Below are 26297 nucleotides of genomic sequence, written 5' to 3'. Positions count from 1 at the left end.
TGATTATATCGACCGACCTGGTGAACGGATTCGCCAGGCGATATCGCCCATGGCATGGCGCGCCGCCAGACTGATGCCACCCAGCTGAAAGAAACCGTGAATCACGCCAGCATAGCGCTGGCAGGTACAGACCACGCTTTGCTCGATCATTCGCTGATACAGCGCTTCACCCTCATCACGCAGCGGGTCATATTCGGCGGTGAGGATATGCACCGGCGGTAGGCCGCTGAAGTCGTCTCGCCACAGCGGGCTGGCCTCCGGGTGTGCCGATTCCGTTGCGGGCAGGTACATTTCGTAGCCGCTCAGCAGCGTATCCCGGGTGATGATGTAATCCTCTCCGTTGCTGACGTAGCTTGCCGAAGCCGCGGTGGCGTCCAGCATGGGGTAAATCAGAATCAGCTGTGCGGGCTGCCAGCCACCCGCGGCTTTCAGCCGGAGCGCGGTGACGAGAGCCAGATGCCCCCCCGCGCTATCGCCCGCAAGGGTGATTTGCGAGGCATCGACCCCGAGCGGCTCCGCGTGGCGGCGGATAATCTGCGCTCCCTGTTCCGCGTCATCGTGCGCGGCAGGAAACGTCTGCTCGGGCGCCAGCCGGTATTGCACGGCAATGACCCGGCAGCCGCTTTCATACGCCAGCTGGCGCAATTGTTTATCGTGGGTGGCGAAACCGCCGCTGATAAAACAGCCGCCGTGATAGTAGATAACGGTGGGCAGCGGACCGGCCGCATTCTGCGGCGATACCACGCGAAAATGCATCCCCTCCAGCATGACATCATCCACCTGCACTCGCGTTTCGGTTTCTCCTGCCAGTACCGCACTGGCAACATAACCTGCCCTCCGGTCATCAATATTTCGCTCTCGCGAAGAGGGGCGCCCTGCGGCGATAAACTCCTCAACCAGCCGGGCAATACCGTGTTCCAGTGCCATCATTATATTCCTTCAGTCTGTATGGATATACAGTGTTATAGCCTGGGTTGCCGTCGATAGAAAAGGTTTTTTTGTAGAAAATGAGCATCGGGGACGGGAGAAGGGCATGCTAAAGCGAAGGCCTTCCTCTGCTGAGGTGCGCGCGTATCAGGTTTTGGCGAGTGCCGGGCAACGTGGATTACCCGGCAATATGGGGGGATTTACTCCCCTTCACCCGGGAACATAAACGGGTTAATTGAACTTCTGGCGAAGCCTTCCTGCTCCATGCGGGCATCCAGCACCAGCGAGGCGAGATCGTCGGCTACGGCTTCCACTTGCGGATCTTTTTCCTGGTACAAAATCTTCAGGTAAGTCCCGCAGTCACCGCAGCTTTCGGCCTTAATGGCCGCCTGCTCGTTGTCCAGAGACCAGTAATGTAAATCCCGGCTCTGCTCGCAGTTGCTGCACTTCACGCGCACGACGTGCCATTCGGTTTCGCACAGGTTGCAGTGCAGGTAGCGCAAGCCCTGCGTGGTGCCAATTTGCACCATGCTGGATACCGGCATTGAACCGCAGACCGGGCAATACTGACGCTGTTCGCCATACTCGGCGCGCGCCTTGCCAGGGATCAGGCTGGCCATCTGCGCCCAGTAGAGCGACAGCGCAGCCCAGATAAACGGCGCTTTGTCGCTACTGACCGAGGCAAAGTCGGAAGCGAACAGGGCGCTTGCCATCAGCTCCAGCTCCTGCTCAGAGGCTTTTTCGAGGTTTTCGATGACCGCCAGCGCCGGGCCACTCATCTCTGGCTTGAGCTCGGCAATCAGCGAATGCAGGAGCTTGTGCCAGTGCTTGTCGCGCGGCAGCACGTGAATATCCAGCGGCGGTTTGCCCTGCTCGTTCGCTTCTTTGAGGCGGGCGGTCAGATCCATCTGTAGCGGATGGTCGTAGAGCACCACTTCCTGGGCGTGTGCAATGAGCGCAGCAAAGCGCAGGTAGTCGCCCAGCGGGTTGTTCTGTGCCAGTTCGCGCAGACGATCGGCCCGACGGTTATAAAGATTTTTCAGCCTGGGAAACAGTAACGGCGGAATGTACTCCGCCGTACGTTTCTCGCTCGAACCCAGCTCATCTTGCGGGATTATGCGAATACTCATTCAGTCTTCTTTTCCTGTTTCTGGCGAACTTCCCGGTACCAGCGGGGATGATGTTTCTTCGCCCATGTTTTGGTCACCCAGCCCTCCACCATCGCGGTAATGGTGCCTTTCACCCACAGGGCGGCGTAAATATGCACCATAATAACCACAATCAGGGCAACGGCGGCAAATGAATGCAGCATCAGCGCGAAGCGGATCACCGGGATTGAGAACGCCGGCGCAAAATACGGACGCCAGATGATCACGCCGCTCGCCAGCAGCAGCACCAGCAAGATAATCGCCGCCCAGAATACGCACTTCTGGCCGAAGTTATAGCGCCCGGTATCACCCACTTCCTCGTTGACGACGATCTTACGAATATTCTTCGCCCAGAAGATATCATCCCGGTTGATGAGGTTATGGTGCCAGTAGCGGAAAAACATGATGATGAACGACGCGAACATGATAACGCCGACAAACGGGTGCAGTATACGCGCCAGCTGCGGTGTCCCCATGATCTGCATCAGCCAGTTGAAGGACGGGAAGAAAAAGCCCAGTCCGCTCAGCGCCGCCAGCACGAAGCAGAAGGCGGTGACCCAGTGGTTGATGCGTTCCGGCGCCGTGTAGCGCACGATGGTGTCACGTCTTTTCATTTGCGCACCTCGTCATTCTCTTCATGCAGGTTGTCCTCTTCCTCTTCCGCACGGTTCGGACCGACCCCGACATAGTGGAAGACGCTGGCGGCGAAAGTCGCGGCAAATCCTACCGCCGCGAGCGGTTTCCAGATACCTTTCCAGAACTTCACGGTGGCGCTGATTTCCGGGTTCTCCGGCAGGCCGTGATACAAATTCGGTTTGTCGGCGTGGTGCAGCACGTACATCACGTGCGTGCCGCCGACGCCGGCCGGATCGTACAGGCCCGCGTTGTCGTAACCACGGGTTTTCAGTTCAGCGACGCGCTCACCTGCCAGCGTTTTCATATCCTCTTTGGAGCCAAAGTGAATCGCCCCGGTCGGGCAGGTCTTCACACAGGCAGGCTCCTGACCCACGGTGACGCGGTCGACGCACAGCGTACATTTGTAGACGCGGTTGTCTTCCGGGTTCAGGCGCGGCACATTGAACGGGCAGCCGGCGATACAGTAGCCGCAGCCGATGCACTGCTCGGACTGAAAATCCACGATACCGTTGGCATACTGAATGATAGCCCCTTCCGACGGGCAGGCCTTCAGGCAGCCGGGGTCGGCGCAGTGCATGCAGCCATCCTTACGGATAAGCCACTCCAGTTTGTCGTTCTGCTCCACTTCGGAGAAGCGCATCACCGTCCAGGATTTGGCGGTCAGATCCGCGGGGTTGTCGTACACCCCGACGTTGTGACCGACTTCATCGCGGATATCGTTCCATTCTGAACAGGCGACCTGACAGGCTTTACAGCCAATACAGGTGGTGACGTCGATAAGCTTCGCGACTTCCTGCTGGTGGTCCCGCGCCTGAGGCGCGGGAGTGAAACCGTTAGTCGCGGAACGACGAATAATGTCTTGCGATTGATAAGCCATAAGTCGTCTCCGTTACACCTTTTCCACGTTCACGAGGAAGGCTTTAAACTCCGGCGTTTGCGTGTTCGCATCGCCGACGAACGGCGTCAGCGTGTTGGCGATAAAGCCTTTCTTCGCCACCCCTTCATAGCCCCAGTGGATAGGAATACCGATGGTATCAATATCCTTACCGTCCACTTTCAGCGTGCGAATACGCTTGGTCACCACCGCCTTGGCCTTGATATAGCCGCGGTTGGAGGAGACGCGAACGGTATCGCCATGCGCGATGCCGAGCTTGTTCGCCAGCTTCTCGCCGATTTCCACAAATTGTTCCGGCTGGGCGATGGCGTTGAGCAGCGCATGCTTGGTCCAGTAGTGGAAGTGCTCGGTGAGACGGTAGGTGGTGCCGACGTACGGGAACTTATCCGCTTTACCCATCTGTTCCAGGTCGCCGCTAAAGACGCGGGCGGCCGGGTTAGAGACCACATTCGGGTGCAGCGGGTTGGTGCCCAGCGGCGTTTCAAACGGCTCGTAGTGTTCCGGGAACGGACCTTCCGCCATCTTATCAAGAGCAAACAGGCGGCCCATGCCTTCGGGCTGCATGATGAACGGCCCGACATCGCTGCCTGGTGCGGCGGCACTGTAGTCCGGAATGTCCACTCCGCCCCATTTTGCGCCGTCCCATTTCAGGATTTGGCGTTTGGGATCCCACGGGTTGCCCTGCGGGTCAGCGGAAGCACGGTTGTACAGAATGCGACGGTTGAGCGGCCATGCCCAGGCCCAGCCCAGCGTATTGCCGAGGCCGGATGGATCGGCGTTATCGCGACGCGCCATCTGGTTGCCTTCCGGCGTCCAGCTGCCGGCGAAGATCCAGCAACCGCTGGCGGTGGTGCCATCATCGCGCAGCTGCGCGAAGGAGCTGAGCTGCTGGCCTTTCTTCACAATCACCGCGCCGGTGGCCGGATCGGTAATATCTGCCAGCGCCTTGCCGTTGCTCTCCATCGCCACCTCTTCCGAAGCGGGTTCGTGCGGCGTGGAGTAGTCCCAGGTCATGTTCAGCACCGGCTCAGGCGCCGGACCGCCGGTTTCCGCGTACATTTTCCGCAGACGTAAGAAGATGCCGGCGAGGATTTCGCCATCGGTGGTCGCAATCCCTGGGGCATCCGCGCCTTTCCAGTGCCACTGCAGCCAGCGTCCGGAGTTAACGATGGAACCATTCTCCTCGGCAAAGCAGGTAGAGGGCAGGCGGAACACTTCGGTCTGTATTTTCGCCGGATCGACATCGTTCGACTCACCGTGGTTTTGCCAGAAGGTAGACGTTTCGGTGTTGAGCGGGTCGATGGTCACCAGGAACTTCAGTTTCGACAGCGAGGCGACCACTTTGTTTTTGTTCGGGAACGAGGCCACCGGGTTAAAGCCCTGGCAAATATAGCCATTGACCTTGCCCTGATACATCATCTCGAAGTACTGCAGGACGTCGTAGCCCTTATCCCACTTCGGCAGCCAGTCAAAGCCCCAACTGTTTTCCGCCGTGGCTTTATCGCCAAAGAAGGCCTTCATCATTGAGACGAAGAATTTCGGGTAGTTGCCCCAGTAGTTCACCTGATCTTTCAACAGCGGCTTCGGCGTGTTGGCGGACAGGTAGGTTTGCAGGTCGGTCTGCTTCTCACTCGGCAGCGTCATATAACCCGGCAGGCTCTGCGACAGCAGCCCCAGGTCGGTCAGCCCCTGAATGTTGGAGTGACCGCGCAAGGCGTTCACGCCGCCGCCAGCCATACCCATGTTGCCAAGCAGCAGCTGGATCATCGCCATGGTACGGATGTTCTGCGCACCGATAGAGTGCTGCGTCCAGCCGAGCGCATAGAGGAATGACGCGGTTTTATCATGCGCGCTGGTTTCAGCGATGTACTCACAGACTTTCAGGAAGTCCGCTTTCGGCGTACCGCAGATATTTTCCACCACTTCTGGGGTATAGCGAGAAACGTGCTGCTTCAGCAGGTTCCATACGCAGCGCGGATGTTGCAGCGTCGTGTCGCGTTTCGCGAAGCCGTTTTCGTCCAGCTCATAGTTCCAGCTGGTCTTATCGTATTTGCGGCTTGCCGCGTCATAGCCGCTGAACAACCCGTCATCGAAGCTGTAATCCTCACGTACGATCAGGCTGGCGTTGGTATAGGCTTCGGTGTACTCGCGGTTGAATTTTTCGTTATTCAGCAGGTACAGGATGACGCCTGACAAGAAGGTGATGTCAGTACCGGAACGAATCGGGGTATAGAAGTCGGCTACCGACGCAGTACGCGTAAAGCGGGGGTCGATAACAATCAGCTTCGCGCCGTTGTGGATTTTGGCTTCCATCGCCCAGCGGAACCCTACCGGGTGCGCTTCAGCGGCATTACCGCCCATCACCACGATCAGGTTGGCGTTTTTGATGTCAACCCAGTGGTTGGTCATCGCACCGCGACCAAATGTTGGAGCAAGACTTGCTACCGTTGGTCCGTGTCAGACGCGCGCCTGATTGTCGACCGCGAGCATACCGAGCGCGCGGGTGAATTTCTGCGTTAAATAGCCGGTTTCGTTACTGGAGGCTGAAGCGCACAGCATGCCGGTGGTCAACCAACGGTTGACGGTGGCGCCAGCGTCGTTTTTGGCGATAAAGTTGGCATCGCGGTCTTCTTTCATCAGCTTCGCGATACGATCGAACGCGTCGTCCCAGCTGATTTGCTGCCACTTGTCGGAGCCTGGCGCACGATATTCCGGGAATTTCAGACGGCTTTCGGAATGAATAAAGTCGACCAGACCTGCCCCTTTCGGACAGAGCGCACCACGGTTGACCGGGTGATCAGGATCTCCTTCGATATGAAAGATGGATGCTTTGGCGTTTTTCGCACCGTCGCCGAGGCTATACATTAACAGCCCGCAACCGACGGAACAGTACGTACAGGTGTTACGGGTTTCGCGGGTACGCAGCAGTTTATATTGCCGGGTTTCCGCGAGCGCGGCGCCTGGGGCAAAACCCAGCGCCGCTGCCGTTGTGCCTGCCATACCGCCAGCGCAGATCTTAAAGAACTGCCTTCTGCTGACCTGCATGGTTCACTCCTTGTATCGACATTGTCACATGTAGTTATTTACTTTGCGGTAAGCGCCGCAAAGGTTCAGAATTAGGGGTGATCCCCCTTTCACTTGAAGGGGTATGCAAAGAATACCACATTGTGTGTATGCCTGTTCCAATACGGTTAAAACAAAGTGAACAAGAACCCTCCCGAACAAATTGAAAATGTGACAAGCATCACAGGATGTCGTCAGGTCGTGCTCTGGAAGCGCGATGATTTGCAACATCCGCAGTCTGACGAATTAGCCGAAGAAGTACCGGTGGCGCTGGTCTATAACGGTATCTCACACGTTGTCATGATGGTCTCTCCTAAGGATCTGCAACGTTTTGCCGTCGGTTTTTCATTATCAGAAGGGATTATTGAACACCGGCGCGAGATCTACGGGATGGAGGTAGTGCAGGCCTGCAACGGTCTGGAAGTTCAGATTGAGCTTTCCAGCCGTCGTTTTATGGGGCTGAAAGAGCGCCGTCGCGCGCTGGCCGGGCGAACCGGCTGCGGCGTTTGCGGCGTTGAGCAGCTCAACGATATCGGCAAGCCGGTGCAACCTTTACCATTCACCCAAACCTTCAGGCTGGAGAATCTCGATCGCGCGCTGGAGCAGCTTCGTGGTGTGCAGCCGATTGGTCATATCACCGGCTGCACCCATGCGGCGGCGTGGCTGTGTCCGTCCGGAGAACTGGTGGGCGGACACGAGGATGTCGGGCGTCATGTCGCGCTGGATAAACTGCTGGGGCGGCGCGTAGAAGAGGGCGATGACTGGCAATGCGGGGCGGCGTTAGTCTCCAGCCGCGCCAGCTACGAGATGGTGCAGAAGGCGGCAATGTGCGGCGTGGAAATTCTGTTTGCGGTTTCCGCCGCCACCGCGCTGGCGGTGGCGGTCGCGGAACGTTGCAACCTGACGCTGGTGGGCTTTTGCCGCCCGGGCAGGGCGACGATTTACACCCATCCGCAGCGGTTGATCGCAGGTTAAAATTAAGTCAGTTTTTTTGAATGATGAGAGCAAATCCTTCCGCTTTTAGTTGTGGGTTGTGAGGTCTAGTATTTATCACATCAAGGCACATCGCCTTATCCAAACAACTTAATGAAGGATTTACATCATGAAAAGCATCAAAACTTTTGCTGCAGTTATCGCTCTTACCGTTTCTTTTGGTGCTTTCGCCGCTGAAAGCGTGACCGCCACCGCCGCAACCATCGACGGAGCTGAAGCGAAAATTGCCGCTCAGGCACAGGCCGCTGGCGCATCGTCTTATAAAATTACCGAAGCCTTTACCGGTAACCGCGTGCACATGACGGCGGAACTGAACAAATAAATCTGGCATTACCGTCGAAAGAGCGCCTGCGGGCGCTTTTTTTGTTTTTCTGCTTCGGCCATCAGATCTCTCCGCCCGACTTCGCCACTTCTGCGTAAAAAAATGTGGTATTTATCACGTTTCTCTTCTTTGTTTTTCGCGCCGCCATTAAACCCCCGGTAAGCAAAATGACGCGCTATCCTCTTAATATTTAACCTGATGAATAATAAAGTTATTTGAAAATAACTGTTAAGACGATCTCATCTTTTAAATGAGATTCCGATCACAAAAAACACCTCATATTTATATCTGTCAATCGTTACTACGGATAAATTAATCATAATTATGTGATCTTCATTGCAAATACAGGTCTTGAACTTAGGGATAAATGTGGGCAAGGAAATATGACGGTGGTGATCATGAAAATCGGTATTGTTATTAGCGGTGGCGATGTGTCCGGAATTAATAATTTTATTTTTCAGGTTGCGAAACTGGCGAGCGCGGAAATCACCATATTTAATGGTGGTATACCTGGATTGCTCGACAAAAATCACCAGGAAATCGCCTGGCGGGATCTCGTTGATTTCTCTATTTGTTCACTGCCTGTTATTACATCCGGAAGAACCACTCGCAAATTGCTGAGGAATGAGTATGAAGCGATAGCCAGGAAAATTAAGTCGCTGCGCCTTGATGTGTTAATTATGGCTGGTGGCGATGGTAGCCTACAGTTCCTTAATACACTTAGCGAATTTGACATTAACTGTTTCGGTGTCGGCATGACTATCGATAATGATGTATATGGTAGTGATTATACTATCGGTTTTTCGACAGCCTGCGAACAAATTATCAAGGAGGTTTCCCGTTTAAGAAATACCGGTAGAGCATTACCTGGGCGGGTGTTTATGGCTGAAATATTAGGAGGGTATTGCGGGGAACTCACGTTGCAGTCAGCGATTAAAAGTAATGCCGATATTGCGCTGATTCCGGAAGCACAGATGCCATTAGACGATCTGGCCGAGCGCGTCAGACGTAAGCTTCGCGAGCAAAACAGCGTAGTGATTCTTTGCTCTGAAGGCTATACCAGGGAGTATTCCCCTGGCTTTCAAGGGGCTATCGATACGATGATCAAGCAGCTTGAGCCACGCATCGGTGTCCGCATCCGTAAAACCATCATCGGCTATGGACTGCGCAGCGGCGACCCGACCTGCGAAGAGATTTACCAGGGGACGATCATGGCGAATGAAGTCGTTCGCTGTATTCAGTCAGGAATGAAAAATAAAGCGATTATTATAAATTCAAGCAATAAACCTATTCCAATTGATTTAGTCAGTATGAAAAAACGTCTGGTAGATATCGAAGGACATCATTATAAACTTGCCAAACAACTCAATATCATTTGAGGAGACCCTACATGCTGAAAATTCTTTGCGTATGTGGCTGCGGCCTCGGTTCAAGCTTTGCCATCGAAATGACGGCGAAAGCAGTATTAAAGAAACTGGAAATCCCTGCACATATTGAACACACAACTGTATCTGAAGCCGGAGCGTTCAAATCCGATATTATTTTGACGCAAAAAACATTTGCCGACATATTAACCGCTGACGCTAATGAAGAGGAAATAAAGCGCGTGGTGGTCCTTAATAAACTTACGGATAAAGATGAAATTGAACGGAAAATTGTCTCATTCCTGAAAGAGCGCAACCTCAAGGTGGCCGACCATGAATAGCTTTATCGAGTTTATTGTTAAAGATTTGCTCGGCCAGGCTTCGATATTAATCGCATTTATTGCCATGCTGGGTCTGATCTTACAGAAGAAGTCAGTGGGTAAAATAGTCGAGGGGACGTTTAAAACGCTGCTCGGATTCTTAATTATGATGGCCGGCATTAATATTATTGTCGCTACCCTGAGCTTCCTTAACGATATCTTCACCCACGGTTTCGGGATGAAGGGGTATATCACCGATGTTGCCGCTATCGCGGGTCTGGCGAATCGGGAACTGGGTTCTGAAGTAGCGTTAACGCTGATGGTTATCTTTGCCGTTAACATTATTATCGCCCGTCTGACGCCGCTGAAATATATCTTCCTCACCGGGCAGGCGCTGCTGTGGATGGCGACGATTGGCACGGTGATTGGCTACAAAGCCGGGCTGACCGGGCTGCCGCTGATCCTGACCGGCGGTGTCTTTGGCGGCGTTATGGCGGTACTGATGCCGGCGCTGGCGCAGCCGGTGGTCAGACGCATTACCGATTCTGACGATGTGGCTCTCGGGCATTTTTGCACCATCGGATATTTAGTCCAGGCGGCGGTGGCTAAAGTGGTGGGTAAAGGCTCCCGCTCAACCGAAGATCTTGAACTGCCTGATAACTTCAAGTTTCTGCAGGATACCTATCTCGCCATGGCGGTGGTGATGGTCCCCATGTACCTGATCCCGGCGCTGGCGGCCGGACCGGAGTATGTCGCCCGCTTTTCCGGCGGCGTCAACTACCTGATGTATGCCTTTATGCAGTCTGTTCAGTTTGTGGCAGGGGTCTTTGTCCTCTACAGCGGCGTGCGCTTATTGCTGAATGAACTGGTCCCGGCCTTTCGCGGTATTGCCATGCGTATTGTGCCGGATGCGAAACCGGCGCTGGACTGCCCCGTGCTGTTCCCTTATGCCCCTAACGCGGTCATCGTGGGGTTCCTGGCGACGACCGTGGGTTCGATAATCGGCATGCTGGTCTTCCCGATGTTTGGCCTGGCGATGATCCTCCCGGGACTGTTAACCAACTTCTTTGCCGGCGGTACGGCGGGGGTCTTTGGTAATGCGCTGGGCGGACGTCGCGGAGCAATGATTGGCGGTGTGGTTCACGGCCTGTTTATTACTTTCCTGCCCGCCATTCTGGTCCCGATGCTTGAAAGCTATGGTTTTACCGGCGTCACATTCAGTGATTCCGATGTCATTAGTTCGGGTCTGGTATTAGGCCATGCCTTGCAGAATAACTGGTTATTTGTCGCCTTGTTTATTGTTTTTGTCGCCGCACTGGCATGGTTCGTAAACGGTACATCATCTAAGTCGAAAGGGGAAAATATTCATGAGTCTGTATAATTTCAACGATATTCTGAAAATCGCCCGGCAAAGAAATTACAAAGCTATTGGCTCATTTAATCTGCACTGTATCGAAATGCTGCCGGCCTTTTTTAAAGCCGCGCAAAAGAGCCATAGCCCATTAATGATTCAAATCTCGACCGGTACGGCGGAATATCTTGGCTATCGTTTACTGGTGGATGCGGTTCGCTCTCTGGCGGAAAGTGAAAATGTGCCAACCTGTCTGCATCTGGATCACTGTTCTGATATCAGCGCGATTGAAACGGCCATGAATGCCGGATTTTCATCGGTCATGTATGACGGCTCACACCTGGGGCTGGAGGAGAATATCGGTAATACGCGGATTGTGGTGGAAATGGCGCGGCCACGGAATATTACCGTTGAAGGCGAGCTGGGTGCCATCGGGGGATCAGAAGATGGTAAAGCCGTTGCCGCAGAAGATATCTGTTTTACCACCGTCGAGGACGCCACGCGCTTCGTGAATGAGACTCAGGTTGACATGCTGGCTGTCTCCGTCGGCACCGTGCACGGCCTTTATACCGGCAAGGCGCAGATTCAGCATCAGCGCCTTCAGGAGATTAGCCGGGCTACGGGTGTGCCGCTGGTGCTGCACGGCGGTACCGGCGTCAGCGATGAGGATATGCGTAAAGCGGTGAGCGAAGGGATTAATAAGGTTAATGTGGGGACAGAAATGAATGTGCAGTGGGTTGACCAATGTAAAACCACTTTTGAAAAAGGCAAGGTGAATGACAGCGTGCGTAAGTTTTTAATTCCCGCCAATAATGCGGTCACCCAGGTACTGATGGAAAAAATGGCATTATTTAAATAGTTAAATCCGCAATAATAAATTGTCATGACCAGGTTAGCCCTGCACCCGTCAGGGCGGGAGAAGATTATGTTTCAATCACTGAAAGCGTTGTGGAAAAAAGAGCATCATCCGCCGCAGGATTATGATCGGCTGTCCCGCGAACTGGCTGAAGAAATAAAAACGCTGGAAAATGAACTACAGGGCGAGCCTGGTAATGGTGAGATCCAGAAGGCATTGATGCTGAAGGTAATGACTCCAACTTATTGATAGTGTTTTATGTTCAGATAATGCCCGATGACTTTGTCATGCAGCTCCACCGATTTTGAGAACGACAGCGACTTCCGTCCCAGCCGTGCCAGGTGCTGCCTCAGATTCAGGTTATGCCGCTCAATTCGCTGCGTATATCGCTTGCTGATTACGTGCAGCTTTCCCTTCAGGCGGGATTCATACAGCGGCCAGCCATCCGTCATCCATATCACCACGTCAAAGGGTGACAGCAGGCTCATAAGACGCCCCAGCGTCGCCATAGTGCGTTCACCGAATACGTGCGCAACAACCGTCTTCCGGAGCCTGTCATACGCGTAAAACAGCCAGCGCTGGCGCGATTTAGCCCCGACGTATCCCCACTGTTCGTCCATTTCCGCGCAGACGATGACGTCACTGCCCGGCTGTATGCGCGAGGTTACCGACTGCGGCCTGAGTTTTTTAAATGGCGGAAAATCGTGTTGAGGCCAACGCCCATAATGCGGGCGGTTGCCCGGCATCCAACGCCATTCATGGCCATATCAATGATTTTCTGGTGCGTACCGGGTTGAGAAGCGGTGTAAGTGAACTGCAGTTGCCATGTTTTACGGCAGTGAGAGCAGAGATAGCGCTGATGTCCGGCAGTGCTTTTGCCGTTACGCACCACCCCGTCAGTAGCTGAACAGGAGGGACAGCTGATAGAAACAGAAGCCACTGGAGCACCTCAAAAACACCATCATACACTAAATCAGTAAGTTGGCAGCATCACCGATGCTGAAGTATAACCGGGCGCTATCGGTGTATGCTAAAAGCAAAATACATCGTCAGGATATCGACGCGCTATTTATTCGGATTGATGAGTTACGCAATATTATTCGCCGCAATATCTAGGGAGGCGTAATGACCATAAAAGATTTGCTGATTGAAGCCGATGCCATTCAGGTCGGCGTGATGGAGTCTGACTGGCGCAGGGTGATTGAGCTGGCCGCCAGCCCCCTGGTGGCGAACGGGTATCTCTCTGAGAGTTATAGTAAAGCGGTTATTGATAATACGCTCAATCATGGTGCTTATTACGTATTCGAAGAGGGCATTGCTATTCCACATGCCAGACCGGAATGCGGCGTGAAGCGAAACTGCTTCAGTCTGGTGGTATTAGATAAACCGATTCAATTTGCCGGCAGCGACAGAGCGGATATCGTCATTATGTTCGGCGCGCAGGATAGCAATGCGCATATTGAAGAAGGCATTCGGGCGATTGTGGCGCTGCTGGACAATAACCAAACCATGGCCAGGCTCCGCGCCGCCAGTACCAGAGAAGAGGTGATTGCGTTGTTATGAACAGACATCTCACTGCCGGTTGTAAAACCGTTATCTTAATTAACGGCGTCCCCGCTTCGGGAAAGAGCACGATAGCCCAGGCGCTAGCGCAAACCTTTGGCCTGCCGCTCCTGACCATTGATGAGATTAAAGAGCCGTTTATGGCGTGCTTTACCGACATCGATCGGCCTTTTAACCGTCAGCTGGGATGCGCGGCCTACGAGGCTATCTGGTCGATCATCGGCCATTCGCCAGCCAACGTTATCTGGTTAATCGACGCCTGGTTCGGTTTCCAGCCTCGGGAGACCCTGCAACGGTTGTTGCATCAGGCGGGGGTTGAGAAAGTGGTTGAGATCTGGAATCACATCTCTCCTGAACTGGCGGTGTCACGCTATGCCACGCGCCTGCAGGATCGTCGGGCGGGCCATCCCGGAGAAGAATATCTGCCGGAGCTTGCCCTGCTGGCTGAACGGGCTGAGCCGATGCGACTCGGCCCGGTCTTCACGGTGGATCAACAGCAGCCGCTGGATATTGTCAGGCTGTCGGAGTGGATTCAGCAGACGCCAGGTTGACGCAGCGTCTGATTGCCGGATAGCGCTTGCGCCTGTCCGGCCTACGCAAGCCCGACCAGACGCAGTAGCGCCGTGACCACCGCCGCCGAAATAATCACCACGATCAGCGGCATTTTGCGCCAGGCAAGAAAGACGGCGAAATCGACGCCCAGTACCCGCGCCATGCCGGCAAAATGTTCGCCTTCATAAAAAGTGGTCGCCAGGGCGACAGAAAACAGCAACACCGTCGCCGCATCGGAAAGTAGTGCCTGAGAACGTGCAGAAAGCGCTAAACGACTGCCGAGCGTTGCCCCGCCCAGACGCATCAAATAGGTCCCTGCCGATAAAATCGCCATACCGACGATGAACAGCGTGATGTCAGCCATTATTTTTTCCTCGCCATCAAACCAAACAGAGAGAGCAGCACCGGCAGACCCACCGGGGCTAAGGGGACGGTGGCAAGAGAGAGCGCCGCGCCGCTGCAGGCGCGGATTAAGGTGGTGCGATTTTTAAACGCTGGCACCACCAGCGCCAGCAAAATAGCCGGGAATACCGCATCCAGACCAATGGTTTCCGGGTCAGGCAACAGCTTGCCGACCATGGCGCCGAGCATCGCCCCCACGGGCCAGATAATCGCTACGCCCAGGCCGCATAGCCAGTAGGCGGCTTTACGCTGTTCCGGCGTTTTTTGCGCGAGCCCGAACACCACGCTCTCATCATTCATAATATGACAACCCAGCAGGCTGACGCCGCGTTTGCCGACCAGCTCGCGCACCGTGACGCCGAACGGAATATGGCGGGCGTTGACCAGCAAGCCTGCCGCCGCAGCGGCCAGCGGGTTTCCGCCGCTGGCGATAATGCCGATAAACATAAATTCGGAGGCGCCTGCCAGTACCGAAAGGGAGAGCGCAAACGGAACCCAGACCGGGAAGCCGTAGGCCATCGCCAGCGAACCATAGGACATGCCGACGATGCCGACCGCCAGACACACTAACGCTATCGCTTTGATGGTGTCTGCTTTGAGACAGGAGAAGGGCTGCTTCATACTATTTAGCCATATCGAACGAATTTCCATTATAATGAACGCATCGGTATTGATTTTCAAGACGAACGAATCGTTCGTTATAAAAAACGTGGAGCCGTGTATGACACAGCCAATTAGCCTGATTGCCAAAAGTCTGGTACGTGAACGGGCCCGTACCGGGCTATCGCTGGCGGAAGTGGCGCGCCGGGCAGGTATTGCCAAATCAACGTTATCGCAGCTGGAATCGGGCAACGGTAATCCGAGCCTGGAGACCCTGTGGGCCCTCTGCGTCGCGCTCGATATCCCTTTTGCGCAGCTGCTGGAGCCGCAGGCGCAAAAGACCCAGGTATTGCGTCGCGGAGAAGGAACCAAAGTGGTGGCCGAACAGGCCCATTACCAGGCGATTTTACTGGCGACCTGCCCGCCGGGCGCCCGCCGTGATATCTACCTGTTACTGACGCAGCCAGGCGCTGACCGGATTTCTCATCCTCATCCAGCGGGTTCGGTTGAGCATATTATTATTACCCAGGGGCGCGCGCGGGTCGGGTTGACCGAAGCGCCGGAGGAGCTGGGGGAGGGCGATTACATCTGCTATCCGGCGGATCAGGAACATGTATTCCAGGCGCTGGAACCGGATACCCAGGCGCTGTTGGTGGCCGAGCATCATTAATCTTAATAACATTCTGCGTATATATTCGTAATATGCAGAATGTTATGCCGTTAAATATATTAATGGCATATATTATTTTACACCCTACAGAACCCGGAATCTCTCTTTCTGTTCACCCCTTCTTGTCATTTTTGTTTGCTTCCGTTTTGTCTGGAAACATGGGATTGATGTCACTCTTCCACCCTTGGGTGGTTCGTATACTGCAATGGTGATATCGGGGTTAATTATGTTTCTTGAAGAACGTAGAAAGTCTATTTTGCGATATTTAGATGAGCATGAACGTGGCTATGTGAATTATTTCTCGGCTCATTTTAATGTCACTAAAGAAACGATACGTAGTGATTTGAATACTCTTGCAGATATGGGGCTGGTGCAGCGCTGTTATGGCGGGGCCATTATATTACGGCGTAGTTTGCAGGCCGAACTTATATCTGAAACCGGTGATAGTTTTGAGGTGCTGCTGCAACCTGTTAATCACCGAAAATCACCAGGTGATGAGCGAAAGAAAGGAAAGTTTATGCAGGGTAAGGTATGTGTATTTGGCTCGTTCAATGTTGATATTGTGGCTAAAGTTGAGCGCTTCCCAAGGGGCGGCGAGTCGATAATGGCGCTTGGTAGCAGCCTGGGGCCGGGCGGGAAAGGGGCAAACCAGGCAACGGCTGCCAGTAAAGCAGGCGCTCAGGTGCATTTTGTCGCCAAGGTGGGTAAAGATCAGTTCAGTAATTTAGCGGCAGATCATTTAACGCGCTCGGCAATTCACTCTTACACGCTTTATCAGTCTGAGAGTGAGCCAACTGGTAATGCGATTATTTACGTTTCTCAGGAGAATGGCGAAAATATGATCGCTATTTATTCTGGGGCTAATACAACTATTACCCATAGTGAAATCCAGGCAATCGTTCCGGAGTTATCTTCATCTGATGTTTTATTAGTTCAGATGGAGAATAATTTCGATGCCACTCATTCGATCATTAAGATAGCTCACGATCTGGGTAAACGGGTCATTCTGAATCCAGCGCCCTATTCTGCCGAAATTATTCCCAGCATCCCCTTCGTTGATGTGATTACGCCAAACGAAACGGAGGCCTCTTTATTATCGGGTATCGAGATCAACGATCTTGATACGGCAAAAGAAGCGGCCCTACGTATTGCCGGACTGGGGGCTAAAAAAGTGCTGATTACCATGGGGTCGCGCGGCGCGCTGCTGCTGGATAATCGCCAGTTCAGTCATATACGCGCTTTCCCTGCCGTCACCGTGGATACCACCGGTGCTGGCGATGCTTTTAACGGTGCGCTGGCAGCCTCGCTTGCCGCCGGAAACAGTCTGGTGCAGGCCGCAACCTGGGCCTCCGCCTTCGCCTCTCTGGCTGTTGAACTAGAAGGGGCATCCAACATGCCTGATTTTGAACAGGCAAACGCACGACTCCGTACCCTCTGAACTCGGGAAAAAATAATATGAAAACGATCAACGGTATTGTTCCGGTAATGCTGACGCCATTTACAGCTGGCGATCGGATTGATTATCCGGCTCTGGCGAAATTAATCGACTGGTATCTGGAGAAGGGCGTTGATGCGCTGTTTGCCGTCTGTCAGTCCAGCGAAATGCAGTTCCTTTCCTTAGAAGAACGCGTTGAACTGGCGAATTTTGTGGTACAGCACGTGAATGGCCGTATCCCGGTTATCGCCTCTGGCCATATCAGCGATGACATTGACGCGCAAAAATCCGAGCTGCTGGCGATGGCACAGACCGGTATTGATGCTCTGGTACTGGTGACTAACCATCTCGATCCGCGTAATGAGGGTAGCGAAGTCTTCTATGCGACGCTGAACACACTGTTAGATACGCTGCCAGCCTCGCTACCGCTCGGTCTTTACGAGTGTCCGGCGCCTTACCGCCGCTTACTTAGCGATGATGAATTTACCTGGTGCGCTAACAGCGGCCGCTTCGTTGTGCTGAAGGATGTGAGCTGCGATCTGCCGACCGTTGAACGTCGCGTACGTCTGGCGCAGGGCACGCCGCTTAACGTCATTAACGCCAACGCGGCGATTGCCTGGCCTGCGATCCTGGCGGGGTCACAGGGCTTTAGCGGCGTGTTTACCAACTTCCACCCTGAACTATACAGCTGGCTGTGGCGCGAGGGGAAAAACCAACGCCTGGTAGCCGATGAGCTGGCGATTTTCCTCTCTCTGGGGGCTGTAACGGAAACGCTGGGCTATCCGAAAAACGCCAAAATCTATCATCAGCGCCTGGGGACTTTTGACAGTATCAACTGCCGGGTTAACAAGGATGATGTGCTGAATAAGTTCTGGGGACTGACGGTGATTCTCGACCAGATTCGCGCCGGAACCGAACAGTGGCGTCAGCGTATCGCGGGCTAAGCAGAGGATGCCATTATGATCGTAACCAGTCTTAAGGCATGGCCAGAGCAGGCAGCGGCCTACCATCCGGTACTGCGGCAGGCGCTGGCTTTCCTCGCTCAGAACGATTTTCAGGATTTCGCGCCGGGTAAAATCGACCTGATCCCCGGCAAGCTATTCTGCCTGTTGCAGGAGATGGACAGCGTACCTTTTGCAGAGGCGCGCCCGGAGTCGCACCGCCAGTTCATCGATATTCAGTATCTGATTTCCGGTCATGAGCGCATGGGGGTCAGTCGTGTCGAAAGCGGACTGCATACCGTTGTGGATGACCGTACGCCGCAGCAGGACATTCTGTTCTGGCAGGTTGAAGAAGAAGAGATGCAGGTCACGCTAACGCCCGGTATGTTCGTGATTTTCTTCCCGGAAGATATCCATCGCCCGTGCTGCCATCCGCAGGGTGACGGGATAACCCCTCTGCGCAAAGCGGTGATCAAAATCGATCGCGCGTTACTGGAGGAGGCGGTATGAGCATCGTAAATTCGACTTCCGCCGCGGCAGTTGCGCCGCCGAAGCTCTCCCGACGCCGCTGGGGGATTATTTTGATTCTGCTGCTGGCTGCGGTTGTGAACTACCTTGACCGCGCCAACCTGAGTATTGCCAATACCACGATTTCGAAGGAGTTTGGTTTCTCCGGCACTGAAATGGGCCTGTTGCTGTCGGCATTCCTCTGGCCGTATGCTCTGGCGAATCTGCCCGCCGGATGGCTGGTTGACCGCTTTGGTCCTAAGAAGATGTTCACCGGCGCGCTGACCCTGTGGTCCGCCGTGACTTTCCTGATGGGGTTTGTTAATACCTACAGCTTTTTCTATGGCCTGCGGGTGCTGTTGGGGGTTGCTGAGTCGCCGTTCTTTACCTCAGGTATCAAGATCACCCAGAGCTGGTTTTCCGATAAAGAGCGCGGACTGCCGACATCCATAATCAACACCGGTTCGCAAATCGCTAACGCGATTGCGCCGCCGCTGCTGACCATTCTGCTGCTGTGGGTAGGCTGGCGCGGGATGTTTATCGCGGTCGGTCTGCTGGGGATTCCGTTAGTGCTGGCATGGCTGAAGTTTTATCGCGACCCGGATGCGCGGGAAGCGATGCTGATCCATACCGGGAAAGTCGCGGTGACTACGGCGGATAAACCGCAGGTAAGCTGGGGCGCGCTGTTCCGCAATAAAACAACCTGGTTCATGATTTCCGGCAACTTCTGCATCATGTTTACTATCTGGGTTTATTTGACGTGGCTACCGGGTTATCTGGAAACATCCCTCGGCTTCAGCCTGAAGCAGACGGGCTTTATTGCATCGATTCCGTTCTTCGCCGGTATTCTTGGCGTCCTGTGCGGTGGGATGCTCTCTGATCGCCTGGTGCGCAGAGGCGTTAATGCGGTAACGGCGCGGAAAGTACCTATCGTGCTGGGTGCGGCAATGGCGGCCTGTTTCGTGATGCCGATTCCGTTTGTCAGCAACAGCGGTACCGCGATTACGCTGCTGACGCTGGGTTATTTCTGCTCGCAAATGCCGTCTGGCGCTATCTGGGCGCTGGCGGCGGATATGGCGCCAAAAGAGCAGGTTGCTTCTCTCGGCGCGATCCAGAACTTTGGCGGTTTCCTCGGTGCAGCGCTGGCGCCGGTGATCACCGGGATTATTCTTGATGTTACCGGCCAGTTCACCAATGTCTTTATTCTCGGCGGCTGCCTGCTGTTCCTTGGCGCCTGTCTCTATGGCTTCTTTGTGCGTAAACCTCTGGCACAATAGTGCTTTCCTCAGACAAAGCGCCGACCGGCGCTTTGTCGCTCTTGCTGGACGCCATCCCCGTATTGCGGGAAACTAGCCGCATTCTCCGCGAAGACAGGGATACATATGTCGCTGAAAGCCATTGCTAAAGAACTTGGGATCTCGGTCACCACCGTCAGTCGGGCATTAAACGGCTACGACGACGTGTCGCAGGAGACGCGCGCCCGCGTTGAGGCGGAGGCAAAACGCCGCGGCTATCGGCCCAATACCTTCGCCCGGCGTCTTAAAATGGGCAAAATCGATGCCGTGGGTCTGGTGTTCCCCGTGCGTCCGGCTCCGCTGAATAACACGGTGTTTCTTGAGATGGTCGGGGAGATTAGCCATGAGCTGGCGCGTTATGAAATTGATTTGCTGCTGATCGCGGATGATGAGCAGGCGGATAAACATGGCTATATGCGCATGGTGCAAAGCCGGCGGGTCGACGCGCTGATCGTGGCGCACACGCTGGATGACGATCCGCGTCTGACGCAACTGCTCTCCTGCGGATTCCCCTTCCTCGCTCTTGGCCGCAGCCGCCTGCCGCAGCCCTACGCGTGGTTTGATTTCGATAATTATGCCGGCACCTATCGCGCGACCCGCCACCTGATCGGCCAGGGCCATCGGCGCATCGCTCTGCTGGGGGAAAACAACAGCCAGGCGTTTATCACTCAGCGGCGTAACGGCTACCTGGACGCCTTGCGTGAGGCCGGTCTGTCCGAAAGCTGGCTGCGCAGCGTGCCGCCTACCCGTCGCGGCGGATACCAGGCTACGCTGGAACTTTTGCGCCTGCCGGAGCCGCCGACGGCGATCGTCACGGACTGCAATACCCACGGCGACGGCGCGGCAATGGCGCTCTCGCAGCTGGGGCGCCTGACCGGCGATAGCCGCGTGTCATTAGTGGTTTATGACGGATTGCCGCAGGACAGTATTATCGATACCCAGGTCGCTGCCGTGATTCAGTCCACCCGTCAGGGCGTTGGCCGACAGATTGCTGAGATGGTCCGGCGGCTGATCGCCGGTGACGACCTCTCCTCTTTACAGGTGCTCTGGCAACCTGAATTCATCCCAGGCGCCACTGCCTGACCTCTTTCCGCAACGCTAATTTCTGCACTCGATCACGGATCCGAAACGTTTTGGTTGTTATCCGAAACGTTTCGGATCAACAGTAAGACATTCCTTGTTGTGGAGATGTCTGATGTCCGATTCGATTTTACGTCTGCAAAGTGCCACGGTTGATGTGGTGATCAAAACCCAGCCGTTCGCCGAAATTATCTACTGGGGGCCGCATTTAGCTCACTTTTCGCCGCAGGATGCTGACACGCTCGCTCGCCCGATTGCCAATGGTCGCCTTGATGTTGACTCGCCGGTCACCTTGATGGCCGAGCTGGGCCACGGGTTGTTCGGCGCGCCGGGGATTGAAGGGCATCGTCAGGGCCTGGATGGTTCGCCGGTCTTTGCCACTACCGGGGTTTTGCAGGAGGGGCAGCGCTTAACGTTGACCAGCGAAGACCAGCAGGCCGGTCTGCGTCTGGAAAGCGACATTGAGCTCGATAGCAGCGGCGTCCTGCGCGTCCGCCACGGGTTAACCAATCTGCACCCGCAGCCCTGGCAGGTCGATCGCCTGGCCGTGACGCTGCCGGTTGCCGAACGCGCCCGCGACGTTATGGCGTTCCACGGCCGCTGGATTCGCGAATTTCAGCCGCATCGTCTGACCCTTGAGCACGACAGTTTTGTGCTGGAGAATCGCCGTGGCCGCACCTCTCATGAACATTTCCCGGCGCTGATTACCGGCAGTCCGGCGTTTGGCGAAATGGCGGGGGAGGTCTGGGGCGTGCATCTGGGCTGGAGCGGCAACCACCGCCTGCGCGCGGAGGTGAAAACCGACGGTCGCCGCTACCTGCAGGCGGAAGCCTTGTATCTGCCGGGCGAAATGGCGCTGACGGAAGGGGAAACGTTGTGGACGCCCAGCCTCTATGCCAGCTATTCCGCTCAGGGGCTGAACGGCATGAGCCAGCAGTTCCACCGCTATCTGCGTGAGCAGATCATTCGCTTTCCGGGCAATAAACCGCGCCCGGTGCATCTCAATACCTGGGAAGGGATTTACTTCGACCATGACCCGCAATACATCATGCGCATGGCGGATGAGGCGGCAGCGCTGGGCGTCGAGCGATTTATCATAGACGACGGCTGGTTTAAAGGGCGCAACGACGACCGGGCGGCGCTCGGCGACTGGTATCTCGATGAGAAGAAATATCCTCATGGCCTGACGCCGGTGATTGACCATGTGAAGTCGCTGGGCATGGAGTTTGGTATCTGGGTTGAACCGGAAATGATTAACCCGAACTCCGATTTATACCGCGCGCATCCTGACTGGGTGCTGGCGCTGCCGGGCTATACGTCGCCGACCGGACGTCATCAGTATGTCCTGAACCTGAATATCCCTCAGGCGTTCGACTATCTGCTGGAGCGGATGAGCTGGCTGCTGGGCGAGCATGCGGTTGATTACGTGAAGTGGGATATGAACCGCGAGCTGGTGCAGCCAGCGCATAACGGCAAAGCGGCGGCCGATGCGCAAACCCGTCAGTTTTATCGCCTGCTGGATACCTTAGTGGCCCGCTTCCCGCAGATCGAGTTTGAATCCTGTTCTTCCGGCGGCGGCCGTATTGATTACGAGGTGCTTAAACGCAGCCACCGCTTCTGGGCTTCGGATAATAACGACGCGCTGGAGCGCAATACCATCCAGCGCGGCATGAGCTATTTCTTCCCGCCGGAGGTGATGGGGGCACATATCGGCAACGGTCGCTGCCACGCCACCTTCCGTCAGCACAGCATCGCTTTTCGCGGCCTGACCGCACTGTTTGGCCATATGGGACTGGAGCTGGACCCGGTGAGCGCCGATGAACAGGAGCGCGCCTGCTACCGCAAGTATGCGGCGCTGCATAAGCAGTGGCGCGACGTGATTCATCATGGCGTGCAGTGGCGGCTGGACATGCCGGACACCACCACCCTTGCGCACGGCGTGGTCAGCGCGGATAAGCGTCAGGCGCTGTTTCTGGTCAGCCAGCTGGCGATGCCGGATTACAGCCTGATGGCGCCGCTGCGCTTCGCGGGTCTGGAGGCGGGGGCGCGATATCACATTACGCTTCTTGACCACCCCAATATTCAGGTAACGGGGGAGGGCGGCCACACCATGCGCAAGCTGCCGGCGTGGATGACTTCACCCCAGACGGCAAGCGGCGAGTGGTTGCAACAGGCGGGACTGGCGCTGCCGATTCTCGACCCGGAAAGCGCCATTTTGATTGGTCTGCAACGCGTGTGATGGCAATGGGCCGCCCGGCGGCCCTTCTTGAGGAATATAAAATGAACCCGACCGCCTGTACCCATAAAAACAACCCTAACTTCTGGATTTTCGGGCTGTTCTTCTTTCTCTACTTTTTCATCATGGCCACCTGTTTTCCGTTTCTGCCGATCTGGCTATCGGACGTTATCGGGCTGAACAAAACCGAGACCGGCATTGTGTTTTCCAGCCTGTCTCTGTTTGCGATTTGTTTTCAGCCGGTGTTGGGCGTCATCTCGGATAAGCTGGGGCTAAAGAAGCATCTGATGTGGGTCGTCTCCGTCCTGCTGGTGCTGATTGCGCCGTTCTTCCTCTACGTGTTTGCTCCGTTATTAAAAACCAATATCTGGGTCGGCGCGTTAAGCGGCGGCGCCTATATCGGCTTTGTGTTTTCCGCGGGTGCCGGGGCGATGGAGGCGTACATTGAGCGCGTCAGCCGGAATAGCGGGTTTGAGTACGGTAAAGCGCGCACCTTTGGCTGTCTGGGATGGGCGCTGTGCGCGACTACGGCAGGCATGTTGTTTAGCGTCAACCCGGAATGGGTTTTCTGGATGGGATCGGCCGCAGCTTTACTGCTGCTGGTACTGGTGGCTATCGCTAAACCGCAGGCCAGCCAGGCGACCCAGGTGCTGGACTCCCTGGGGGCCAATCGTTCCGCCGTAGATTTGAAAACTGCGGTACGCATGTTCCGCCAGCGCAAAATGTGGATGTTTATTTTGTATGTGGTTGGTGTGGCCTGCGTCTATGACGTGTTCGATCAGCAGTTTGCCACCTTCTTTAAATCCTTCTTTACCACCCCGGAAGCGGGGACCCGGGCGTTTGGTTTTGCCACCACCGCCGGGGAGATCTGCAATGCCATTATCATGTTCTGCTCACCGTGGATTATTAACCGCATCGGCGCCAAAAATACCTTGTTGATTGCCGGGATGGTGATGGCGGCGCGGATGATTGGCTCATCCTTTGCGACCACCGCGCTGGAGGTGGTGGCGCTGAAAATGCTGCATGCGCTCGAGGTTCCGTTCCTGCTGGTGGGGGCATTTAAATACATCACCGGCGTCTTCGATACTCGCCTGTCGGCGACGATCTACCTGGTCGGTTTTCAGTTTGCCAAACAGGTGGCGGCGATTTTCCTCTCCGCGTTTGCCGGCAATATGTATGACCGGATTGGCTTCCAGGACACCTATCTTATTCTCGGTGGCATCGCGCTGGTGGTGACGGTTATCTCGGCGTTCACGCTGTCAGGTAAAGCCGCCCTGGGCCGCGTTGAGAGTAAGGCGATGACGACCTGATTCGCGGTGTGGCCACGCCTGTCAAATGCCAGAAAATCGCGTGATTCATTGATTTTATCCTCATCTGTTTTTTTATCGGATAAATCTTCTTCCGACACGATGAGTGTAAAAATCGGTCAGTTTTCTCGCCTTCAGGCTGTTGCCATATGACGGCGGACTCTGACAACCAACAACGTAATGACTTGTTCCAGCTCACAAAAATGCGGGTAGACCTGTGTGTTATAACCTTATTAAAAATACGGCATTGATAAGCGTTTTCAATATCATTTAATTAACTATAATGAACCAACTGCTTACGCGGCATTAACACTTCCTGCCGCTTGACAATAATGGAGATGATTATGAGTTATACACTGCCAGCCCTGCCGTACGCTTATGACGCCCTGGAACCGCACTTTGATAAGCAGACGATGGAAATCCATCACACTAAACATCACCAGGCCTACGTTAACAACGCCAACGCTGCGCTGGAGAGCCTGCCGGAATTTGCTAACCTGTCTGCAGAAGAACTGATCGCCAAACTGGATCAGCTGCCGGCTGACAAAAAAACCGTACTGCGTAACAACGCGGGCGGCCACGCTAACCACAGCCTGTTCTGGAAAGGCCTGAAAACCGGCACTACCCTGCAGGGCGACCTGAAAGCCGCTATCGAACGTGATTTCGGTTCCGTTGATAACTTCAAAGCTGAGTTTGAAAAAGCGGCAGCGACCCGTTTCGGTTCTGGCTGGGCATGGCTGGTGCTGAAGGGCGACAAACTGGCCGTGGTTTCGACCGCTAACCAGGACTCCCCGCTGATGGGTGAAGCTGTCTCCGGCGCTTCCGGCTTCCCGATTGTGGGCCTGGACGTTTGGGAACACGCTTACTACCTGAAATTCCAGAACCGTCGTCCGGACTACATCAAAGAGTTCTGGAACGTGGTTAACTGGGACGAAGCAGCAGCGCGTTTTGCCGCCAAAAAATAAGGTTGCATTGTGCTGAATGAGAAGCGAGTCTGATGACTCGCTTTTTTTATATCCGCAGCAAAGGAGCGGCGATGCACTATCCGGTGAATGTCTTTGTGGGCAAGGTAAGGGATTACGACGGCAGCCGTCCAAGCGCCATCGGTAAAATTCAGGTCGACGGTGAACTGATCCTCGGCGAACTGGGGCTGGAGGGCGATGAACAGGCGGAGAAGAAAATACATGGCGGGCCGGATCGCGCGCTGTGCCACTATCCCCGTGAACATTACGCCCATTGGGCCCTTGAACTTTCGCAGCAGGCGGATCTTTTCTGCGCACCGGCGTTTGGCGAGAATCTCTCGAGCGAAGGACTGACGGAAAAAGACGTCTGTATCGGCGATATCTTCCGCTGGGGAGAGGCGCTGATCCAGGTGACGCAGCCGCGCTCACCGTGCTTCAAGCTTAACTATCACTTTGCGGTCAGCGATATGGCGCAGCTTATGCAGAACAGCGGTAAAACCGGCTGGCTGTATCGGGTTGTGGCCGGTGGGCGGGTGTCCGGCGATGCGCCGCTGGAGCTGGTTTCCCGGCTCAGCGATGTGAGCGTCCATGAGGCGGGCGCCATTGCCTGGCATATGCCGTTCGATGACGAACAATATCATCGTCTGCTCTCGGCAGCGGGGCTGTCGGTGAGCTGGAGCCGCACCCTGCAGAAACGGCGCCTGAGCGGGCAGATAGAAGACAATTCGCGGAGATTGTGGGGGAAATAATTTTCCCCGGGCCGCAAACGACATATCCATAAAATTTGCTAAACCGTAGCCAGGCTAAGCAAAGCGCAAGCCGGAAGATTTCCCGGATGGCCTCGCGTTGCGACTGATCCGGGCTACTTGACT

The 26297-nt window shown here is 55.0% G+C and carries 27 protein-coding genes and 1 pseudogene; 20 read left to right on the top strand and 8 right to left on the bottom strand.

Annotated features, from left to right (window positions below; translation table 11 throughout):
- Nucleotides 1–3 precede the first annotated feature (3 nt).
- The 5 genes from Electrica_RS24820 to fdnG all read right to left on the bottom strand — a co-directional run bounded on the left by Electrica_RS24820 (nucleotide 4) and on the right by fdnG (nucleotide 6651).
- The gene (locus Electrica_RS24820; protein WP_100686451.1) at nucleotides 4–927 is read right to left on the bottom strand and encodes an alpha/beta hydrolase; all 924 of its coding nucleotides are present in this window, start codon (nucleotides 925–927) and stop codon (nucleotides 4–6) included.
- Nucleotides 928–1127: 200 nt separating this feature from the next.
- On the bottom strand, nucleotides 1128–2057 hold the full coding sequence (gene fdhE / locus Electrica_RS24815) for a formate dehydrogenase accessory protein FdhE (protein WP_131050730.1): 930 nt from the start codon (nucleotides 2055–2057) through the stop codon (nucleotides 1128–1130).
- Nucleotides 2054–2689, bottom strand: coding sequence for a formate dehydrogenase cytochrome b556 subunit (gene fdoI / locus Electrica_RS24810; protein WP_142255803.1), 636 nt, complete (start codon nucleotides 2687–2689; stop codon nucleotides 2054–2056). The genes fdhE and fdoI overlap by 4 nt, the downstream gene beginning before the upstream one ends.
- A complete protein-coding gene (gene fdxH / locus Electrica_RS24805) occupies nucleotides 2686–3588 on the bottom strand; it encodes a formate dehydrogenase subunit beta (protein WP_131050830.1) in 903 nt (300 codons plus the stop codon). Before fdxH ends, fdoI begins: the two co-directional genes overlap by 4 nt.
- A gap of 12 nt (nucleotides 3589–3600) precedes the next feature.
- Nucleotides 3601–6651: a formate dehydrogenase-N subunit alpha gene (gene fdnG, locus Electrica_RS24800; RefSeq protein WP_131050425.1), complete on the bottom strand. Its 3051-nt coding sequence runs from the start codon at nucleotides 6649–6651 to the stop codon at nucleotides 3601–3603.
- 156 nt (nucleotides 6652–6807) lie between these two features.
- Here fdnG and fdhD point away from each other — a divergent pair, with 156 nt between their 5' ends.
- From fdhD to Electrica_RS24765, 7 genes are all read left to right on the top strand, one after another.
- Nucleotides 6808–7644 (top strand): formate dehydrogenase accessory sulfurtransferase FdhD, encoded by an 837-nt coding sequence (gene fdhD, locus Electrica_RS24795; protein WP_142255802.1) that lies wholly within the window; start codon nucleotides 6808–6810, stop codon nucleotides 7642–7644.
- 127 nt (nucleotides 7645–7771) lie between these two features.
- A complete protein-coding gene (locus Electrica_RS24790) occupies nucleotides 7772–7984 on the top strand; it encodes a YdgH/BhsA/McbA-like domain containing protein (RefSeq protein ID WP_131050427.1) in 213 nt (70 codons plus the stop codon).
- A 398-nt stretch (nucleotides 7985–8382) separates the two neighbouring features.
- Nucleotides 8383–9363 (top strand): 6-phosphofructokinase, encoded by a 981-nt coding sequence (locus tag Electrica_RS24785; RefSeq protein WP_131050452.1) that lies wholly within the window; start codon nucleotides 8383–8385, stop codon nucleotides 9361–9363.
- A gap of 11 nt (nucleotides 9364–9374) precedes the next feature.
- Nucleotides 9375–9689 (top strand): PTS sugar transporter subunit IIB, encoded by a 315-nt coding sequence (locus Electrica_RS24780; RefSeq protein ID WP_032696660.1) that lies wholly within the window; start codon nucleotides 9375–9377, stop codon nucleotides 9687–9689.
- Entirely contained in the window at nucleotides 9682–11049 is a 1368-nt protein-coding gene (locus tag Electrica_RS24775; RefSeq protein WP_142255801.1) for a PTS sugar transporter subunit IIC, read from the top strand. The genes Electrica_RS24780 and Electrica_RS24775 overlap by 8 nt, the downstream gene beginning before the upstream one ends.
- On the top strand, nucleotides 11036–11878 hold the full coding sequence (locus tag Electrica_RS24770; RefSeq protein ID WP_131050429.1) for a class II fructose-bisphosphate aldolase: 843 nt from the start codon (nucleotides 11036–11038) through the stop codon (nucleotides 11876–11878). Before Electrica_RS24775 ends, Electrica_RS24770 begins: the two co-directional genes overlap by 14 nt.
- 66 nt (nucleotides 11879–11944) lie before the next feature.
- Complete coding sequence (locus Electrica_RS24765) at nucleotides 11945–12124, top strand: hypothetical protein (RefSeq protein ID WP_142255800.1); 180 nt, start codon at nucleotides 11945–11947, stop codon at nucleotides 12122–12124.
- Here the strand turns inward: Electrica_RS24765 and Electrica_RS24760 are convergent.
- A protein-coding gene (locus tag Electrica_RS24760; RefSeq protein WP_095033700.1) for an IS1-like element IS1B family transposase occupies nucleotides 12118–12815 on the bottom strand; the annotation gives its coding sequence in 2 pieces (ribosomal slippage) (nucleotides 12118–12566 and nucleotides 12566–12815; 699 coding nt in all). The genes Electrica_RS24765 and Electrica_RS24760 overlap by 7 nt on opposite strands.
- Nucleotides 12816–12871: 56 nt before the next feature.
- On the opposite strand from Electrica_RS24760, the pseudogene Electrica_RS29030 reads away from it, so the two are divergent.
- The 3 genes and pseudogenes from Electrica_RS29030 to Electrica_RS24750 form a co-directional block, all read left to right on the top strand.
- Nucleotides 12872–12991, top strand: a pseudogene (locus Electrica_RS29030) (hypothetical protein); the annotation flags it as partial.
- A 9-nt stretch (nucleotides 12992–13000) separates the two neighbouring features.
- Nucleotides 13001–13438, top strand: coding sequence for a PTS sugar transporter subunit IIA (locus tag Electrica_RS24755; protein ID WP_131050431.1), 438 nt, complete (start codon nucleotides 13001–13003; stop codon nucleotides 13436–13438).
- On the top strand, nucleotides 13435–13989 hold the full coding sequence (locus tag Electrica_RS24750; RefSeq protein ID WP_100685438.1) for an AAA family ATPase: 555 nt from the start codon (nucleotides 13435–13437) through the stop codon (nucleotides 13987–13989). The genes Electrica_RS24755 and Electrica_RS24750 overlap by 4 nt, the downstream gene beginning before the upstream one ends.
- 41 nt (nucleotides 13990–14030) lie before the next feature.
- Here Electrica_RS24750 and Electrica_RS24745 read toward each other — a convergent pair whose 3' ends face one another.
- Both Electrica_RS24745 and Electrica_RS24740 read right to left on the bottom strand, forming a co-directional pair.
- The gene (locus Electrica_RS24745; protein ID WP_142255799.1) at nucleotides 14031–14354 is read right to left on the bottom strand and encodes an AzlD domain-containing protein; all 324 of its coding nucleotides are present in this window, start codon (nucleotides 14352–14354) and stop codon (nucleotides 14031–14033) included.
- Nucleotides 14354–15013 carry an AzlC family ABC transporter permease gene (locus tag Electrica_RS24740; RefSeq protein ID WP_142255798.1) on the bottom strand — a complete coding sequence of 220 codons (660 nt, stop codon included), beginning with the start codon at nucleotides 15011–15013 and terminating at the stop codon, nucleotides 14354–14356. The genes Electrica_RS24745 and Electrica_RS24740 overlap by 1 nt, the downstream gene beginning before the upstream one ends.
- A 100-nt stretch (nucleotides 15014–15113) precedes the next feature.
- On the opposite strand from Electrica_RS24740, the gene Electrica_RS24735 reads away from it, so the two are divergent.
- From Electrica_RS24735 to yiiM, 10 genes are all read left to right on the top strand, one after another.
- Nucleotides 15114–15662 carry a helix-turn-helix domain-containing protein gene (locus Electrica_RS24735; protein WP_142255797.1) on the top strand — a complete coding sequence of 183 codons (549 nt, stop codon included), beginning with the start codon at nucleotides 15114–15116 and terminating at the stop codon, nucleotides 15660–15662.
- A gap of 226 nt (nucleotides 15663–15888) precedes the next feature.
- Entirely contained in the window at nucleotides 15889–17100 is a 1212-nt protein-coding gene (locus tag Electrica_RS24730; RefSeq protein WP_100685434.1) for a PfkB family carbohydrate kinase, read from the top strand.
- A gap of 17 nt (nucleotides 17101–17117) precedes the next feature.
- Nucleotides 17118–18041: a dihydrodipicolinate synthase family protein gene (locus Electrica_RS24725; RefSeq protein WP_131050434.1), complete on the top strand. Its 924-nt coding sequence runs from the start codon at nucleotides 17118–17120 to the stop codon at nucleotides 18039–18041.
- 15 nt (nucleotides 18042–18056) lie between these two features.
- Nucleotides 18057–18548: a YhcH/YjgK/YiaL family protein gene (locus Electrica_RS24720; protein WP_100685432.1), complete on the top strand. Its 492-nt coding sequence runs from the start codon at nucleotides 18057–18059 to the stop codon at nucleotides 18546–18548.
- A complete protein-coding gene (locus Electrica_RS24715; RefSeq protein WP_100685431.1) occupies nucleotides 18545–19822 on the top strand; it encodes an MFS transporter in 1278 nt (425 codons plus the stop codon). The genes Electrica_RS24720 and Electrica_RS24715 overlap by 4 nt, the downstream gene beginning before the upstream one ends.
- Nucleotides 19823–19927: 105 nt before the next feature.
- Nucleotides 19928–20923 carry a substrate-binding domain-containing protein gene (locus Electrica_RS24710; RefSeq protein ID WP_142255796.1) on the top strand — a complete coding sequence of 332 codons (996 nt, stop codon included), beginning with the start codon at nucleotides 19928–19930 and terminating at the stop codon, nucleotides 20921–20923.
- A 112-nt stretch (nucleotides 20924–21035) separates the two neighbouring features.
- Nucleotides 21036–23159 carry an alpha-galactosidase gene (locus tag Electrica_RS24705; RefSeq protein WP_142255795.1) on the top strand — a complete coding sequence of 708 codons (2124 nt, stop codon included), beginning with the start codon at nucleotides 21036–21038 and terminating at the stop codon, nucleotides 23157–23159.
- Nucleotides 23160–23200: 41 nt separating this feature from the next.
- Nucleotides 23201–24466 carry an MFS transporter gene (locus Electrica_RS24700; RefSeq protein ID WP_142255794.1) on the top strand — a complete coding sequence of 422 codons (1266 nt, stop codon included), beginning with the start codon at nucleotides 23201–23203 and terminating at the stop codon, nucleotides 24464–24466.
- Nucleotides 24467–24807: 341 nt separating this feature from the next.
- A complete protein-coding gene (sodA, locus tag Electrica_RS24695; RefSeq protein WP_100685423.1) occupies nucleotides 24808–25428 on the top strand; it encodes a superoxide dismutase [Mn] in 621 nt (206 codons plus the stop codon).
- A 71-nt stretch (nucleotides 25429–25499) separates the two neighbouring features.
- Nucleotides 25500–26174, top strand: a complete 675-nt coding sequence (yiiM, locus tag Electrica_RS24690; RefSeq protein ID WP_100685449.1) for a 6-hydroxyaminopurine reductase — start codon at nucleotides 25500–25502, stop codon at nucleotides 26172–26174.
- The last annotated feature ends 123 nt before the right edge of the window (nucleotides 26175–26297 follow it).

The sequence above is a fragment of the Klebsiella electrica genome, assembly GCF_006711645.1.
In the GTDB taxonomy this organism is placed as follows: domain Bacteria; phylum Pseudomonadota; class Gammaproteobacteria; order Enterobacterales; family Enterobacteriaceae; genus Klebsiella; species Klebsiella electrica.
Note: the sequence above shows the minus strand (reverse complement) of the source record. Positions and strands in the feature narration are given on the sequence as shown.

Excerpts from the sequence above, each read along its gene's own strand:
- Electrica_RS24820 (WP_100686451.1), bottom strand. The coding sequence starts at position 927 with ATGGCACTGGAACACGGTATTGCCCGGCTGGTTGAGGAGTTTATCGCC.
- fdhE (WP_131050730.1), bottom strand. The coding sequence starts at position 2,057 with ATGAGTATTCGCATAATCCCGCAAGATGAGCTGGGTTCGAGCGAGAAA.
- fdoI (WP_142255803.1), bottom strand. The coding sequence starts at position 2,689 with ATGAAAAGACGTGACACCATCGTGCGCTACACGGCGCCGGAACGCATC.
- fdxH (WP_131050830.1), bottom strand. The coding sequence starts at position 3,588 with ATGGCTTATCAATCGCAAGACATTATTCGTCGTTCCGCGACTAACGGT.
- Electrica_RS24790 (WP_131050427.1), top strand. The coding sequence starts at position 7,772 with ATGAAAAGCATCAAAACTTTTGCTGCAGTTATCGCTCTTACCGTTTCT.
- Electrica_RS24785 (WP_131050452.1), top strand. The coding sequence starts at position 8,383 with ATGAAAATCGGTATTGTTATTAGCGGTGGCGATGTGTCCGGAATTAAT.
- Electrica_RS24780 (WP_032696660.1), top strand. The coding sequence starts at position 9,375 with ATGCTGAAAATTCTTTGCGTATGTGGCTGCGGCCTCGGTTCAAGCTTT.
- Electrica_RS24775 (WP_142255801.1), top strand. The coding sequence starts at position 9,682 with ATGAATAGCTTTATCGAGTTTATTGTTAAAGATTTGCTCGGCCAGGCT.
- Electrica_RS24770 (WP_131050429.1), top strand. The coding sequence starts at position 11,036 with ATGAGTCTGTATAATTTCAACGATATTCTGAAAATCGCCCGGCAAAGA.
- Electrica_RS24765 (WP_142255800.1), top strand. The coding sequence starts at position 11,945 with ATGTTTCAATCACTGAAAGCGTTGTGGAAAAAAGAGCATCATCCGCCG.
- Electrica_RS24755 (WP_131050431.1), top strand. The coding sequence starts at position 13,001 with ATGACCATAAAAGATTTGCTGATTGAAGCCGATGCCATTCAGGTCGGC.
- Electrica_RS24750 (WP_100685438.1), top strand. The coding sequence starts at position 13,435 with ATGAACAGACATCTCACTGCCGGTTGTAAAACCGTTATCTTAATTAAC.
- Electrica_RS24745 (WP_142255799.1), bottom strand. The coding sequence starts at position 14,354 with ATGGCTGACATCACGCTGTTCATCGTCGGTATGGCGATTTTATCGGCA.
- Electrica_RS24740 (WP_142255798.1), bottom strand. The coding sequence starts at position 15,013 with ATGAAGCAGCCCTTCTCCTGTCTCAAAGCAGACACCATCAAAGCGATA.
- Electrica_RS24735 (WP_142255797.1), top strand. The coding sequence starts at position 15,114 with ATGACACAGCCAATTAGCCTGATTGCCAAAAGTCTGGTACGTGAACGG.
- Electrica_RS24730 (WP_100685434.1), top strand. The coding sequence starts at position 15,889 with ATGTTTCTTGAAGAACGTAGAAAGTCTATTTTGCGATATTTAGATGAG.
- Electrica_RS24725 (WP_131050434.1), top strand. The coding sequence starts at position 17,118 with ATGAAAACGATCAACGGTATTGTTCCGGTAATGCTGACGCCATTTACA.
- Electrica_RS24720 (WP_100685432.1), top strand. The coding sequence starts at position 18,057 with ATGATCGTAACCAGTCTTAAGGCATGGCCAGAGCAGGCAGCGGCCTAC.
- Electrica_RS24715 (WP_100685431.1), top strand. The coding sequence starts at position 18,545 with ATGAGCATCGTAAATTCGACTTCCGCCGCGGCAGTTGCGCCGCCGAAG.
- Electrica_RS24710 (WP_142255796.1), top strand. The coding sequence starts at position 19,928 with ATGTCGCTGAAAGCCATTGCTAAAGAACTTGGGATCTCGGTCACCACC.
- Electrica_RS24705 (WP_142255795.1), top strand. The coding sequence starts at position 21,036 with ATGTCCGATTCGATTTTACGTCTGCAAAGTGCCACGGTTGATGTGGTG.
- Electrica_RS24700 (WP_142255794.1), top strand. The coding sequence starts at position 23,201 with ATGAACCCGACCGCCTGTACCCATAAAAACAACCCTAACTTCTGGATT.
- sodA (WP_100685423.1), top strand. The coding sequence starts at position 24,808 with ATGAGTTATACACTGCCAGCCCTGCCGTACGCTTATGACGCCCTGGAA.
- yiiM (WP_100685449.1), top strand. The coding sequence starts at position 25,500 with ATGCACTATCCGGTGAATGTCTTTGTGGGCAAGGTAAGGGATTACGAC.